At 64.8% G+C, this 13,094-nt stretch carries 15 protein-coding genes; 12 read left to right on the forward strand and 3 right to left on the reverse strand.

What is annotated here, in order from left to right; all coding sequences use genetic code 11:
- Positions 1-29: 29 nt before the first annotated feature.
- On the reverse strand, positions 30-911 hold the full coding sequence (locus CIT40_RS28195; protein ID WP_094893487.1) for a L,D-transpeptidase: 882 nt from the start codon (positions 909-911) through the stop codon (positions 30-32).
- Positions 912-1,093: 182 nt separating this feature from the next.
- Between CIT40_RS28195 and CIT40_RS28200 the strand changes: the two genes are divergently transcribed.
- The 3 genes from CIT40_RS28200 to CIT40_RS28210 all read left to right on the forward strand — a co-directional run bounded on the left by CIT40_RS28200 (position 1,094) and on the right by CIT40_RS28210 (position 2,026).
- Positions 1,094-1,441, forward strand: a complete 348-nt coding sequence (locus tag CIT40_RS28200) for a response regulator (protein WP_162307716.1) — start codon at positions 1,094-1,096, stop codon at positions 1,439-1,441.
- 151 nt (positions 1,442-1,592) lie between these two features.
- Positions 1,593-1,760, forward strand: a complete 168-nt coding sequence (locus CIT40_RS28205) for an RNA-binding protein (RefSeq protein ID WP_100298074.1) — start codon at positions 1,593-1,595, stop codon at positions 1,758-1,760.
- Positions 1,761-1,777: 17 nt separating this feature from the next.
- On the forward strand, positions 1,778-2,026 hold the full coding sequence (locus CIT40_RS28210; RefSeq protein ID WP_094893484.1) for a hypothetical protein: 249 nt from the start codon (positions 1,778-1,780) through the stop codon (positions 2,024-2,026).
- A gap of 247 nt (positions 2,027-2,273) precedes the next feature.
- On the opposite strand, the gene CIT40_RS28215 is transcribed toward CIT40_RS28210, so the two are convergent.
- Entirely contained in the window at positions 2,274-3,473 is a 1,200-nt protein-coding gene (locus CIT40_RS28215; RefSeq protein WP_094893483.1) for an LLM class flavin-dependent oxidoreductase, read from the reverse strand.
- A gap of 394 nt (positions 3,474-3,867) precedes the next feature.
- On the opposite strand from CIT40_RS28215, the gene napE reads away from it, so the two are divergent.
- From napE to CIT40_RS28245, 6 genes are all read left to right on the forward strand, one after another.
- Positions 3,868-4,053 (forward strand): periplasmic nitrate reductase, NapE protein, encoded by a 186-nt coding sequence (gene napE / locus CIT40_RS28220; RefSeq protein ID WP_094893482.1) that lies wholly within the window; start codon positions 3,868-3,870, stop codon positions 4,051-4,053.
- Between the two features lie 25 nt (positions 4,054-4,078).
- Complete coding sequence (locus tag CIT40_RS28225; protein ID WP_094893481.1) at positions 4,079-4,393, forward strand: chaperone NapD; 315 nt, start codon at positions 4,079-4,081, stop codon at positions 4,391-4,393.
- Positions 4,394-4,409: 16 nt separating this feature from the next.
- Positions 4,410-6,923: a nitrate reductase catalytic subunit NapA gene (gene napA / locus CIT40_RS28230; protein WP_094893480.1), complete on the forward strand. Its 2,514-nt coding sequence runs from the start codon at positions 4,410-4,412 to the stop codon at positions 6,921-6,923.
- The gene (locus tag CIT40_RS28235; RefSeq protein ID WP_162307717.1) at positions 6,920-7,390 is read left to right on the forward strand and encodes a nitrate reductase cytochrome c-type subunit; all 471 of its coding nucleotides are present in this window, start codon (positions 6,920-6,922) and stop codon (positions 7,388-7,390) included. The genes napA and CIT40_RS28235 overlap by 4 nt, the downstream gene beginning before the upstream one ends.
- Positions 7,387-8,040, forward strand: coding sequence for a NapC/NirT family cytochrome c (locus CIT40_RS28240; RefSeq protein ID WP_094893478.1), 654 nt, complete (start codon positions 7,387-7,389; stop codon positions 8,038-8,040). The genes CIT40_RS28235 and CIT40_RS28240 overlap by 4 nt, the downstream gene beginning before the upstream one ends.
- A 265-nt stretch (positions 8,041-8,305) precedes the next feature.
- Positions 8,306-9,421 (forward strand): ATP-dependent DNA helicase, encoded by a 1,116-nt coding sequence (locus tag CIT40_RS28245; RefSeq protein ID WP_162307718.1) that lies wholly within the window; start codon positions 8,306-8,308, stop codon positions 9,419-9,421.
- Between the two features lie 138 nt (positions 9,422-9,559).
- Here CIT40_RS28245 and CIT40_RS28250 read toward each other — a convergent pair whose 3' ends face one another.
- Positions 9,560-11,242 carry a caspase family protein gene (locus CIT40_RS28250; RefSeq protein ID WP_094893476.1) on the reverse strand — a complete coding sequence of 561 codons (1,683 nt, stop codon included), beginning with the start codon at positions 11,240-11,242 and terminating at the stop codon, positions 9,560-9,562.
- Positions 11,243-11,499: 257 nt separating this feature from the next.
- On the opposite strand from CIT40_RS28250, the gene msrA reads away from it, so the two are divergent.
- From msrA to CIT40_RS28265, 3 genes are all read left to right on the forward strand, one after another.
- The gene (gene msrA, locus CIT40_RS28255; protein ID WP_094893475.1) at positions 11,500-12,204 is read left to right on the forward strand and encodes a peptide-methionine (S)-S-oxide reductase MsrA; all 705 of its coding nucleotides are present in this window, start codon (positions 11,500-11,502) and stop codon (positions 12,202-12,204) included.
- A 31-nt stretch (positions 12,205-12,235) separates the two neighbouring features.
- The gene (gene msrB, locus CIT40_RS28260) at positions 12,236-12,655 is read left to right on the forward strand and encodes a peptide-methionine (R)-S-oxide reductase MsrB (RefSeq protein WP_094893474.1); all 420 of its coding nucleotides are present in this window, start codon (positions 12,236-12,238) and stop codon (positions 12,653-12,655) included.
- 104 nt (positions 12,656-12,759) lie between these two features.
- The gene (locus CIT40_RS28265; RefSeq protein ID WP_094893566.1) at positions 12,760-12,924 is read left to right on the forward strand and encodes a DUF3309 family protein; all 165 of its coding nucleotides are present in this window, start codon (positions 12,760-12,762) and stop codon (positions 12,922-12,924) included.
- Positions 12,925-13,094 lie beyond the last annotated feature (170 nt).

Here is a 13,094-nt window from a genome sequence, read left to right on the forward strand (position 1 = left end):
GATCCACTTTTCTCCGGACGGGGGCCGCGCTACCGGGCTTCGGCGATCTTCGGTCCAGGCGAAAGCATCTGCGCGTTGGCCGCCAAGGGCCGCTTCGACGGCGATGCCGGGTCCGGCAGTCGGAACGCGGCGTCGGCGGGCGTGCCTTGGGACGGTCTGCGGGCGGCGCTGGCGGGAAGCACGATCACTTTCGCGCCGACCTTCACCCGGTCGTAGAGGTCCGTCACGTCGTCGTTGGTCAGCCGGATGCAGCCGGACGACACCCGCTTGCCGATCGTATCCGGGTTGTTGGTGCCGTGGATGCGATATTCGGTTTCGCCGAGATACATCGCGCGAGCGCCGAGCGGGTTGCCGGGGCCGCCCGCCATGAAGCGCGGCAGATAAGGCTGACGCCCGATCATTTCTGTCGGCGGATGCCAATCCGGCCATTCTGCCTTGCGGGCCACGGTCTGCTCGCCGGACCAGGTGAAACCTTCGCGGCCGACACCGATGCCGTAGCGTAACGCCTGCGTGTCGTTCAGGACGAGATAGAGGAATGTGTTCTTGGTATCGATGATCACGGTGCCCGGCGGCTGGCGGCTGGCGTAGTCGACCACCTGCCGAACAAGGGCGCCGGGACCCTCAGCGGCTTTTGGCGGTTCGACCAGAGGCGCGGGGGCCGGAACCGGAACTGCAGCCGTCGTTGCAGCCGGAGCCGGCGCGGATGCGTGAACCGGAGGCGCCACGTAAACCGGTGATGACGATGCCTTGGCTTCCTGCGCGGAGGGCTTCCGTACCGGCTGCACGCTCGGCGGTGGAGACAGCACAGCATAGCCCACGACGGCGACGGCCACGACGCCGATCGCAACGCGTGCGGCCATCGGGAGTGCGAGCATATTCGCCTTCTTGCCGCGTTTGGCCCGCTTAGCCATATCTTTCTCCAGGCATCACTGTGCCTGAAGAGGTATCGAGCAAGATTTAAGAAACATCGAAGCGATTGTGGCCGGAATGGAACCGGCAGGGATGGTTAACGCTTTTGATCCCATTGCTTCACAAATGTGCCGGACGCCGAGGCAAGTCCGAACAAACAGGGCATGCCCGCCGGGAGACTGATTTGCAAATTCTGGTCGTCGAAGACGAAGACCTGATCCGCGACGTGGTCGTGGACATATTGGAGGGTCACGGACACAACGTTCTTCAAGCCGAAAGCGGCGAGCGCGCGCTGCAGCTTTGCGCCGAAACCACGCCTGACCTCATCTTCACGGACGTGAAGCTGCCGGGACAGATGTCCGGGTGGGACGTCGCGATAAAATGCCGGCAGAGTCATCCCGCGATTCCCGTCATCTACGCCACCGGCCACACTCTCTCCGATCCGCGACCGGTTTCAGGGAGCATCATGCTCCACAAACCCTACCGCCTCGAGCGGCTGCTGGAATCCATCCGCACTTTGACGCACCAGTGACGCTGGCACCGATCCGGCGCGTTGAGCCGCCATGACAGGCAGCAGAACGCCGCGGGGGCCGCGCGGGTAAGGTTGACCGGTGAGGTTAATTCGAGCCGGCGTTTGTCCGGCGACGCTGCGCTCGGTAGCGTTGCAAGCAGAGAAGGATGAGATGCTCGAGCGGACCGACCAGCATACGCTTCAGAACGCAAAACGCCGCGAGACCAACGACACCGCCGTCGGGTTGGCCTTCCTCGGCACTGTGGGCATCGCCATGACCGCGTGGATCGCGGCCATTCTTTGGGTCAGCTGGCGCCTGATCGCGTGGATTTTCTTTTAGCGGGTACGCGTTTCATCATGAGCGAATTTGCAGGGCTTTCCGATCATTTCATCACTCGCATGTACGAGTTCATTCGCAACGAGGTGCAAGCCGACGTCCTGGCCGGCACGCGGCTGATCGGCCTGCCGGCGAAGCAGCGTGCAAATCGTCTGTTCAAGGAGATCGAGCGTCGCGGGCTCTTCTGCAGGCCGATCGAATGGCCGGATCATCTGGTCGATCTGTCGCACGAACCGGGCCACTGGCCGCTGCGGACGACCGCAAATTGATCGCGTCCAGCGGCATTCACGAGCTGTAAAGCATCGGGCAGAACAAGGCCGCGGGAATGTTCACATGTGGACATCCGGCGGCGCGGACACAGCCTAGCATCGCCCTGCATCGGCTGGATTCGCCTCCGTTGCCGAAGCGTCAGCGGCCTCAGCTCATCACCCTTCCAAGCTGAGGCCGCTTGCATTCTCTCCCCCTGGTCAGGCTCGGCGTGAGCTGCTGAGCCGGGGCCCATGCCGGATGCAGAGCTTATCCCGCCTTCGCCGGCGGAACGTTGATTGCGAGCTTGCCGTAGCGGTCGGTAAACGCTTCGGTGTCGATCTCCTCCAGCTTGATCTCGCCACTCATCACGCCCTGCTTCCACACTTCCTGCGCCGGATCGTTCTGGAATTCCGGCATCACCTCACGGCCGAACAGCTCGAGCGATTCGCAGATGTGCTCGTGGCTGTTCTTTCCGGCCTGGTTGAGCAGGATGACCTGGTCGATATGCGAGGACTGGAATCGCTTCAGCTTCCTGCGGATGGTCTCGGGCGACCCGATCAGGCCGCCGCGCAGTGCCGCCTCCTGCGCTTCCGGATTGTCGCGCTTCCACTTGTTGTACTCGTCCCACATGTTGACGGTGTAGGGCGCGGGACGCTGGCGGTTCTGCGCGGCGCCGTAGAAGCGCAGCGCGAACTGGAAGAAGGTGGCGCCGTCGGCGCGGGCCCGCGCCTCCTCGTCGGTCTTGGCGCACATGAAGAACGACACCAGCGCCATGTTCGGATTGATCTGGTAGTCGGCGAGCTTTTGAAGCCGTTTGGTCATCGCGTTGTAATAGGCGTGCACCCAGGCATGCGCGGCATCTGCGCTGACGAACTGGAAGCCGAGTGCGCCAAAGCCGTGACGGCCGGCGCGCTCGATGGTCGGCAGCTGCGAGCACGCCATCCACAGCGGCGGATGCGGCTTCTGCACGGGTTTCGGGACGACGTTGCGCAAGGGGATGTCGAAATATTTGCCGTGGTGCTCGCTGCCGGCGTCCTTGAACATCGGGAAGATCGCGGCGACGGCCTCCTCGAACACTTCCTTCTTGGTCTCCATGTCGCGGCCGAACGGGGTGAGCTCGGTGATGGAGGCACTCTCGCCCATGCCGAACTCGCAGCGGCCGTTGCTCAGCAGATCCAGCACCGCGACCCGTTCGGCGACGCGCGCCGGATGGTTGGTGGTGAGCTGCAGGATGCCGTGGCCGAGCCGGATGTTCTTCGTGCGCTGGCTGGCGGCGGCGAGGAAAGATTCCGGCGAGGGCGAGTGCGAATATTCCTCGAGGAAATGATGCTCGACCACCCAGGCGTGGTCGTAGCCGAGCCGGTCTGCGAGCTCCATCTGCGTCAGCGCGTTCTGGTAGAGGGCGAGCTCGTCGCCGGCCACCCAGGGCCGCGGCAGTTGCAGCTCGTAGAAGATGCCGAACTTCATGGCGTCGCTCTCCCGCGATTATTGTTGTTGCGGGCATCTTAATGGGTGGGGCAGCGCTGTCTACGTCGACGCAATTCCACCTTGCGGGAGGAGTGTGAGCGTCGGAGCAAGCGCCTCGCCCTTCGAGACGCGCTGGCGCGCTCCTCAGGGTGAGGCTGAACGTTGGCACGGCGGCAGGATGTCGGCGGCGCCCACCGCCCTCATCCTGAGGGCCCGCCAAAGGCGGGCGTCTCGAAGGATGGCCGCAGGCGAGCGTGCCACTACGCCGCCGGCTGATGCAGTGGGCCCTGCACTTGATCCAGATCAAGGCAATCTCGAGCCGGCTCAACCAATAATGCAGCAAGGTAACGGCCCGGATGCCGTCCCAATCCCCACATTTCAGACGAGACCGAACATGTCGGCACCAGACGACGCGATGTCGCGCGTGCGCCGTAAGCGCATGGAGATTTTCGCCTTCCTGTTCCTGACCGCGGTCGTGATGCCCGTCCTCGCGGTCGGAACTGTGGGCAGCTACGGCCTCGGCGTCTGGATCTACCAGATGTTTGCCGGCCCTCCCGGCCCGCCGCCCTCCCCGCATTGATCCCCGACAACGAAGGACAGGCATCATGGCCAACGCCACACTCAATCGCCGCGCCTTGATCACCGGCCGGGTGCTCAGCGCCGACCCGGTCGTCGCTCCGCCGGGCTGCGAGATCGCCAGCATCATCGTGCAGGCGCGCCCAGAGCGACTCGCCGAGCTCGAAGCCGCGATCACGGCCCTTGCCGGCTGCGAGATCCACGGCCGCGATCCGCGCGGTAAGCTCATCGTCGTGACCGAGGCGCCGGATTCCGGCAGCCTCGGCACCCTGCTCAACACCATCCAGTCACTGCCCGACGTCTATTCCGCGGCGCTGGTTTTCCACGCCATCGAAACCGCCTGAGCAAGGAAGAGCCATCATGACATCGCCAAAGCTCGACCGCCGCCAGATGCTGAAACTGGAGGCCGCCGCGATCGCGGCCACCGCCGCGGGCATGCCGGTGCCGGCGCTCGCCGCCAACCTCGTCGCCGAGCGCGACGTCGCCGAACTGAAATGGGACAAGGCCGCCTGCCGCTTCTGCGGTACCGGCTGCTCGGTCATGGTCGCGACCAAGGACAACCGCGTCGTCGCCACCCACGGCGACACCAAGGCCGAGGTCAATCGCGGCCTCAACTGCGTCAAGGGGTATTTCCTCTCCAAGATCATGTACGGCCATGACCGCCTGACGCAGCCGATGCTGCGCAAGACCAACGGCAAGTACGACAAGAACGGCGAGTTCACGCCCGTGTCCTGGACCGAAGCCTTCGACATCATGGAGGTGAAGTGGAAGGAGGCGATCAAGAAACGCGGCCCGAACGGCGTCGCCATGTTCGGCTCCGGCCAGTGGACGATCTGGGAGGGCTATGCCGCCTCGAAGCTGTTCAAGGCCGGCTTCCGCACCAACAACATCGATCCCAATGCGCGTCACTGCATGGCCTCCGCGGTCGCCGGCATGATGCGCACCTTCGGGATCGACGAGCCGCCCGGCTGCTATGACGACATCGAGGCCACCGACGCCTTCGTGCTGTGGGGCTCCAACATGGCGGAGATGCATCCGATCCTGTGGACGCGCGTGGCCGACCGCCGGCTCTCCGCGCCGCATGTCCGCGTCGCCGTACTCTCGACCTTCGAGCACCGCTCGTTCGACCTCGCCGACATCGGCATGATCTTCAAGCCGCAGACCGACCTCTATTTGCTGAACGCCATCGCCAACCACATCATCAAGACCGGCCGCGTCAACAAGGACTTCGTTGCCGCGCATACCGTGTTCAAGCGCGGCCAGACCGACATCGGCTATGGCCTGCGGCCGGAGCATCCGCTGCAGAAGAAGGCGACCGGCGCGGCCAAGGCCAACGACTCCACCGACATGACCTACGACGAATACGTCAAGTTCGTCTCGGACTACACGCTGGAGAAGGCGGCCGAGATGTCCGGCGTGCCGATGAACCGGCTGGAGGCGATCGCCGAGCTCTACGCCGACCCCAAGACCAAGGTGGTCTCGTTCTGGACCATGGGCTTCAACCAGCACACCCGCGGCGTCTGGTGCAACAACCTCATTTACAACATCCACCTCCTGACCGGAAAGATCTCCTCGCCCGGCAACAGCCCGTTCTCGCTGACCGGCCAGCCCTCGGCCTGCGGCACCGCGCGCGAAGTCGGCACCTTCTCGCACCGGCTGCCGGCCGACATGGTCGTGACCAACAAGGAGCACCGCACCAAGGCCGAGCACCTCTGGCTGCTCCCCGAGGGTACCATTCCCGACAAGCCCGGCGCCCACGCCGTGCTGCAGAGCCGGATGCTGAAGGACGGCCTGATCAACGCCTATTGGGTGCAGGTCAACAACAACCTCCAGGCCGGCCCCAACGCCAACGAGGAGACTTATCCGGGCTTCCGCAATCCCGACAATTTCATTGTGGTATCCGATGCCTATCCGTCGGTGACGGCGCTTGCCGCCGACCTGATCCTGCCGACCGCGATGTGGGTGGAGAAGGAAGGCGCCTACGGCAATGCCGAGCGGCGCACCCAGTTCTGGCATCAGCTCGTGTCCGCGCCGGGCGAGTCGAAATCCGATCTCTGGCAGCTCATGGAGTTCTCCAAGCGCTTCAAGATCGAGGAGGTCTGGCCCGAGGAGCTGATCGCCAAGAAGCCCGACGTTCGCGGCAAGACGCTGTTCGACGTGCTCTACCGGAACGGCCAGGTCGACAAATTCCCCGTGAGCGACATCGAGCCCGGTTATGCCAACGACGAGTCCAAGGCGTTCGGTTTCTACGTCCACAAGGGCCTGTTCGAGGAATACGCCGCGTTCGGCCGCGGCCATGGCCACGACCTCGCGCCGTTCGACACCTATCACAGGGAGCGCGGCCTGCGCTGGCCCGTCGTCAACGGCCAGGAAACCAAATGGCGCTTCCGCGAGGGCAGCGACCCCTACGTCAAGCAGGGCACCGACGTGCAATTCTACGGCCACCCGGACGGCAAGGCGCGCATCTTCGCGCTGCCCTACGAGCCGCCGGCGGAATCGCCCGACGGCGAATATCCGTTCTGGCTCTCGACCGGCCGCGTGCTGGAGCACTGGCACTCCGGCACCATGACGCGCCGCGTGCCCGAGCTCTACAAGGCGTTCCCCGAGGCCGTCTGCTTCATGCATCCGGATGACGCGCAGGACGCGAAGATCCGGCGCGGCGACGAGGTGAAGGTGGTGTCCCGCCGCGGCTTCATCCGCGCCCGTGTCGAGACCCGCGGCCGCGACCGGCCGCCGCGTGGGCTGGTGTTCGTGCCGTGGTTCGACGAATCCAAGCTGATCAACAAGGTGACGCTGGACGCCACCGATCCGATCTCGCTGCAAACCGACTACAAGAAGTGCGCCGTCCGTATCGAGCGGGTGAACCTGTCATGATGAAACGAACAGCAATCGCCCTGCTCGCGGTCGTGATCGCCGCGGGCGTCAGCTCGCTGACCGCGCAGACGGTGACCTCCGGCCTGCGCGGCCCGACCCCGCTCAACGACGAAGGCCCGGCGCCACCGATGACGCCGATGCGCAACACGTCTGAACGGGAGGTGCGCAACTATCCTGAACAGCCTCCGGTGATCCCGCATTCGATCGACGGCTACCAGGTCGACCTCAACGGCAACAAGTGCCTGTCCTGCCACGCGCGGGCACGCATCGCGGAATCAAAGGCGCCGATGGTCTCGATCACGCATTTCATGGACCGTGACGGCCAGTTCCTGGCCTCGGTGTCGCCGCGGCGGTTCTTCTGCACGGAATGTCATGTGCCGCAGAACGTCACCACGCCGCCCGTGAGCAACGACTTCACCGACATCGACACGCTGCTGTCGCGCTCGAGCCCAGGTGGACGGCGATGACGACGACCGCTGACGGGCCCAATGCAGAGTTGAAAACCAAGCGCGGCTTCATCGCGCGGAGCTGGGGCTTTGCGCTGGAGCTCTGGCGGGTGCTGACCCGGCCGAGCTCGGTGTTCGCGCTCGGCACCCTGGTCCTGGCCGGATTCGTCGCCGGCGTGATCTTCTGGGGCGGCTTCAACACCGCGCTGGAGATCACCAACACCGAGAAGTTCTGCACCGGCTGCCACGAGATGAAGGACAACGTCTTCGCCGAGCTGAAGTCGACGATCCATTTCAGCAACCGCTCCGGCGTCCGCGCGACCTGCCCGGACTGCCACGTGCCGCACAACTGGACCGACAAGATCGCGCGCAAGATGCAGGCGTCCAAGGAAGTCTGGGGCAAGATTTTCGGCACGATCAACACGCGGGAGAAATTCCAGGACCACCGCCTCGAACTCGCCGCGCATGAGTGGGCACGTTTCAAGGCCAACGATTCGCTGGAATGCCGCAACTGCCACAGCGCCGATTCCATGGATATCACCAAGCAGTCGCCGCGCGCCTCGGTCGCCCACCAGCGCTTCCTGTTCACCAAGGAAAAGACCTGCATCGACTGCCACAAGGGCATCGCCCACCACCTGCCCGACATGCGCGGCGTTCCGGGCTGGCAGTAGGGGCAAGGCCTGAGCAAGCGCCTCGTCCTTCGAGACGACCGCTTTGCGGTCTCCTCAGGATGAGGCCAGGCGGCATTTTTGCCTGGCGAAACTGCCGCCGCGCACTCCGTCCTCATCCTGAGGGCCCGCCATAGGCGGGCGTCTCGAAGGATGGGCCGCGGAGACCGGCCCTGGATTGCGGCTGCCCTGCGCTTGAACCGGCGGGGCGAATGGTTAGTTTCGGGGGGTGGCGAATCGCTTCGTTTCGCCCCTCCTCAAGACAGACATGGCCACCTTCACCCCGCATCAAGATGCCGCGCTCAAGGCCGTCGGCGACTGGCTCAAGGCCAAGCCGGGCCGTAACGGCACGCCGCCGGTGTTCCGCCTGTTCGGCTTCGCCGGCACCGGCAAGACCACGCTGGCCCGGCACATCGCCGACGGCGTCGACGGTGAGGTGAAGTTCGCCGCCTTCACCGGCAAGGCCGCGCTCGTCATGCGCAACAAGGGGTGCGACGACGCCTCCACCATCCACTCGCTGATCTACCGCGCCCGCGAATCCGGCGAGGAGCAACCGAGTTTCGAGTTGTGGGACGACGCGCCGGCCTCCAAGGCCAAGCTGATCGTGATCGACGAATGCTCGATGGTCGACGCTGAACTGGGGCGCGACCTGATGTCGTTCGACTGCCCGCTGCTGGTGCTGGGCGATCCCGCTCAGCTGCCGCCGATCCAGGGCGGCGGCTTCTTCACCAACACCGAGCCCGACGCGATGCTGACCGAGGTACACCGCCAGGCCCAGGACGATCCGATCGTGCGGATGTCGATGGACGTGCGCGAGGGACGCGAACTCGACATCGGCCGCTACGGCGAGAGCGAGGTGGTCTCGCGCAAGGAGCTCGACCCTGATCGCGTCATGGGCGCCGACCAGGTCCTGGTCGGCCGCAACAACACGCGACGCGCCTACAACATGCGGGTGCGCCAGCGCCAGAACATCGAGGACGTCTTCCCGGTCGCCGGCGACAAGCTGGTGTGCCTGCGCAACAACCGCAAGAAGGGCCTGTTCAACGGCGGCCTGTGGCGTGTGAAGTCGCGCAACACTTCGCGCTCGAAATCGCGCATTCTCAGCATGCGGCTGTCGCCGGACGAGGATTTCGGCCACAAGGTGACCAAGGTCTCGGTCCGCGCCGATTGCTTCGAGGGCGGCGTCGAGCAGATCGCCTGGGAGCAGCGCAAGCCCTATGACGAGTTCGACTATGGCTACGTGCTCACCGTGCACAAGTCGCAGGGCTCGCAATGGGACGACGTCGTGCTGTTCGACGAGAGCTTTGCGTTTCAGGACAGCCGCGCGAGGTGGCTGTACACGGGCATCACGCGGGCGGCGAAGCGCTTGAGCATCGTCGTGTGACGCTGCCGCAGGGTGGGCAGAGGCGCAACGCGCCGTGTCCACCATTTCCCTCCATGAGAACAAGGCGTGGGCACGCTTCGCTCTGCCCACCCTACGGCACCGGGAATTGGGTGCCGATATCGCGTCTCACGCGGCCCCCTACTTCCCCGCCACGAAATAAAAATCTTCCCTGCCCGGCGGCGAGCCGTAGGTGAACGGCTGCTGCCCGTGCTTCGTCGCGGCCCAGACGTCGTCGCGGATGATGTCGAACAGTTTCCTGATCTCGACGCGGGGCTGCTTGATCTCGCGGGCGAGCGCGGTGGCGAACGGGCTGTTGGCGGCACCGTCGCCGTCCATCGCGGTCTCGCCGTGCTTGGCGGCGTAGACCACCATGAAGCCGGCGCCGGGCTCGATGTTGGAGAAGCCCTTGTCGACCAGCTTCAGCGACAGCGTGCGCTGCATGGCGGGCGCGAACGGATTGTCGCGGCAGGCATCCAGGACCACGAGACGCATTTTTCGCGCAGCACCGACCGCGGCGATCACCTGCTCGAGCGCGACCGCCTGCGTCTCGGCGTCCTTGTCGGCGGCGAGCCTGGCGTCGACGGGAACGAGATAGTTCACCCCGCCGATCTCGAAGCCGTGGCCGGCGTAATAGACCACGGCCCAGTCGGCCTTCTCCGCTTCCTCCGCGAAGGCCTTCAACGCGTCGAAGAACTTGTCGCGGGTGAGGTCGCTGACGGAAATCACGGTCTGGAAGCCGACGTCGCGCAGCACGCTCGCGATCAGCTTGGCATCGCGCGGCGGATTGGGCAAGGCATGGACGTTCTTGTAGGCGCCGTTGCCGATCACCAGCGCCACGCGGCGCCCGGTTGCCCCAGTCGGCGCCTGCAGCGTCAGCGCGGCGAGCCGCTCCTGCGCAACGGCACGGGCGCGCGCGACGTCGGGCTCGTCGAACTTCGTCAGCGAATAGGCGGCAGCGCGGTAGTCGGCGCGCGCCTGCGCGAGATCTTTCCTCCGCTCGTAGATCTGGCCGCGACCGGAATGCGCGCGGATGTTGTTCGGATTGATCTGGATCGCCGTGTTGTAATCCTTCAGCGCGGAATCGAGGTCACCCTTCATCATGCTGACATCGGCGCGGTTGTTGATCGCGTACACGTTCTTCGGCTGCCGCTCGATCAGGCCGTTGCAATCGGCAAAAGCCTGGTCGAACTTGCCCATCATGCCGTAAGTGATGCAGCGGTTGCTGGCGATCTGCGGCGCGGCCGGGTCGATCTTCTCGGCCTCGGCGAAATCGGCGATCGCGCCGTCGAAATCCTTCATCAGCGTGCGTACGCGGGCGCGATTGGTCCATCCGAGCAGGAATTTCGGCGTGTACTTGATCGACAGGCTGAAATCGTCGAGCGCGCTTTGCAGCGCGCCGCGGCGCGCGTAGATGACGCCCCTGTTGTTGTAGGGGACACCGTAGGCCGGGCGCTTCTGCAAAGCGAGGTTGTAGTCCGCCATCGCGAGGTCGTCCTGGCCCTTGCGCTCATAGGCGAGGCCGCGCAGGTTGAGGGCAATGACGTTATCAGGATCGAGATCGATCGCGATGGACAGGGTCTCGATCGCGCGGTCGTAATCGCGCTTGTTGATCAGCGTGTTGCCGCGCACGGAGAGCGCGATCGCCTTGTCCTTGCCGCCGAGCTTGTCGGTCTTCAGCAGATTGTCGCAGGCGCTCGCGCGGGCCTGGGTCTCGGCCTGGCGGTCGCGGCAGAGGGTGAGATCGTCGGCCTGCGGGTCGGCGGCCGCGCTGAACAATCCGGCGGCCAGGATGACGAGGGTCAGGGAAACGACGCGCAGCATGGGTCAGGCCTGCTCCAGCCGGAGTCTTCTTGAGTCGATCATCGATCGCACCGGTTCATCTAGCGCGGAGTTCCCTGTTTCGCCAAGCCGCCGGCGCCCGGCCATCCCGCACGGCTCATTTCACGGACTCGTGTCCGTCCGGCCGTAACAACAGGCGGCCGCGTCCGTACCTCGGATGGTGCGAAAACGCCACCGGGCAACTGTTCGTCCGGCCCCGACCGCCCTAGACTGTCAGACCTTCCGAAAGAGGATCCGCCATGCGCCGACCTGTCCTGTTGTCCCTGCTCGCCGCAACTACCGCCCTCGGGCTCGCCTTCGCCATGCCGTCCCGGGCCGCAGAGGAAGCGGTCGTGATCCCCGCCCCCGCCATGGATGCGGCACCTGCGAGCGGGATCCAGACCGCCGTGATCGCCGGCGGCTGCTTCTGGGGCGTGCAGGGCGTGTTCCAGCACACCGCGGGCGTCGTCAACGCGGTCTCCGGCTATGCCGGCGGCACCAGGGCGACCGCGGACTACCAGACGGTCTCGACCGGCCGGACCGGCCATGCCGAGGCTGTCGAGATCAAGTACGATCCGAAGAAGATCTCCTACGGCAAGATCCTCCAGATCTACTTCTCGGTGGCGCACGACCCGACCCAGCTCAACCGCCAGGGCCCCGACACCGGCACGCAGTATCGTTCGGCCGTCTTCACCACCTCGGACGAGCAGAAGAAGGTGGCGGAGGCCTATATCGCCCAGCTCAACGGCGCCAAGGTCTTCAGCAAGCCGATCGTGACCAAGGTCGGCGCGCTGGAGGGGTTCTACCCGGCGGAGGCTTACCACCAGGACTATCTGACGCTGCACCCGAACCAGCCCTACATCGCCTATAACGACCTGCCCAAGGTCGAGAACCTGAAAAAGCTGTTCGCGGATAACTACATTGAGAAACCGACGCTGGTGAGTGCCAGCAAGGCCACCAACTGATCGCGAGATCACCGAAACAAACGGGAGACCCATGCCCGACACCAAAATGAAGACCACAGACGACAAGGTCATCAAGAGCGAAGAGCAGTGGCGGCGCGAATTGTCGCCGATGCAGTACGCGGTGCTGCGTGAGAAGGCGACCGAGCGTCCCTTCTCGGGCGAGTACGAGCACGACCACCGCGCCGGCACCTATGTCTGCGCCGGCTGCGGCAACATGCTGTTCGAATCCGACGCCAAGTTCGATTCCGGCTGCGGCTGGCCGAGCTTCACCCAGCCCGCGGTCGAGAGCCATGTCGACGAGGAGCGCGACGTCAGCCACGGCATGATCCGCACCGAGGTGCTCTGCTCCAAATGCAGCGGCCATCTCGGCCACGTCTTCCCCGACGGCCCCGGGCCGACCGGGCTGCGCTACTGCATCAACTCGGCCGCGCTGAAGCTGGAGCCGAAATAAGGTTGCACGGGCCGGGTTCCTTCATGGAACCCGGCCGCGTGATGTGCTTTTCTTGTCTGGCGGTGCGGCCGATCATCGCATCTGGCGCCGCCAGGGAGGATGCCATGTCACTCGGGACCGTCCTGATCATCCTGGTGATCATCTATCTGCTCGGCGGCCTGTCCGGCCGCGTGGGCGGTTACGGCTATGGCATGGGCCATTCCGGCATGGGGATCGGCGGCGTCGTCCTGGTGGTGCTGGTAGTCCTGCTGCTTCTCGGCAAACTATAATCCATGTAAGATACTGAAAATAATGGACTAATTTTGTCCGCGGGGCTGCCATGCGCGGATTCATCATCTCCCATCGCGGGGGTCGCATTTTTGTCAAATCGGCCTATATTAGAGGACGAAAATGGCATGTGCGGCGGGCTCGCTCGGTTGCGGCCCCTGCCCTCCCATAC

The sequence above is a fragment of the Bradyrhizobium amphicarpaeae genome (genome assembly GCF_002266435.3).
Classification (GTDB): domain Bacteria; phylum Pseudomonadota; class Alphaproteobacteria; order Rhizobiales; family Xanthobacteraceae; genus Bradyrhizobium; species Bradyrhizobium amphicarpaeae.

Coding starts and splice junctions, on each gene's coding strand:
- CIT40_RS28195 (WP_094893487.1), bottom strand. CDS start 911: ATGGCTAAGCGGGCCAAACGCGGCAAGAAGGCGAATATGCTCGCACTC.
- CIT40_RS28205 (WP_100298074.1), top strand. CDS start 1,593: ATGCTCGAGCGGACCGACCAGCATACGCTTCAGAACGCAAAACGCCGC.
- CIT40_RS28210 (WP_094893484.1), top strand. CDS start 1,778: ATGAGCGAATTTGCAGGGCTTTCCGATCATTTCATCACTCGCATGTAC.
- CIT40_RS28215 (WP_094893483.1), bottom strand. CDS start 3,473: ATGAAGTTCGGCATCTTCTACGAGCTGCAACTGCCGCGGCCCTGGGTG.
- napE (WP_094893482.1), top strand. CDS start 3,868: ATGTCGGCACCAGACGACGCGATGTCGCGCGTGCGCCGTAAGCGCATG.
- CIT40_RS28225 (WP_094893481.1), top strand. CDS start 4,079: ATGGCCAACGCCACACTCAATCGCCGCGCCTTGATCACCGGCCGGGTG.
- napA (WP_094893480.1), top strand. CDS start 4,410: ATGACATCGCCAAAGCTCGACCGCCGCCAGATGCTGAAACTGGAGGCC.
- CIT40_RS28235 (WP_162307717.1), top strand. CDS start 6,920: ATGATGAAACGAACAGCAATCGCCCTGCTCGCGGTCGTGATCGCCGCG.
- CIT40_RS28240 (WP_094893478.1), top strand. CDS start 7,387: ATGACGACGACCGCTGACGGGCCCAATGCAGAGTTGAAAACCAAGCGC.
- CIT40_RS28245 (WP_162307718.1), top strand. CDS start 8,306: ATGGCCACCTTCACCCCGCATCAAGATGCCGCGCTCAAGGCCGTCGGC.
- CIT40_RS28250 (WP_094893476.1), bottom strand. CDS start 11,242: ATGCTGCGCGTCGTTTCCCTGACCCTCGTCATCCTGGCCGCCGGATTG.
- msrA (WP_094893475.1), top strand. CDS start 11,500: ATGCGCCGACCTGTCCTGTTGTCCCTGCTCGCCGCAACTACCGCCCTC.
- msrB (WP_094893474.1), top strand. CDS start 12,236: ATGCCCGACACCAAAATGAAGACCACAGACGACAAGGTCATCAAGAGC.
- CIT40_RS28265 (WP_094893566.1), top strand. CDS start 12,760: ATGTCACTCGGGACCGTCCTGATCATCCTGGTGATCATCTATCTGCTC.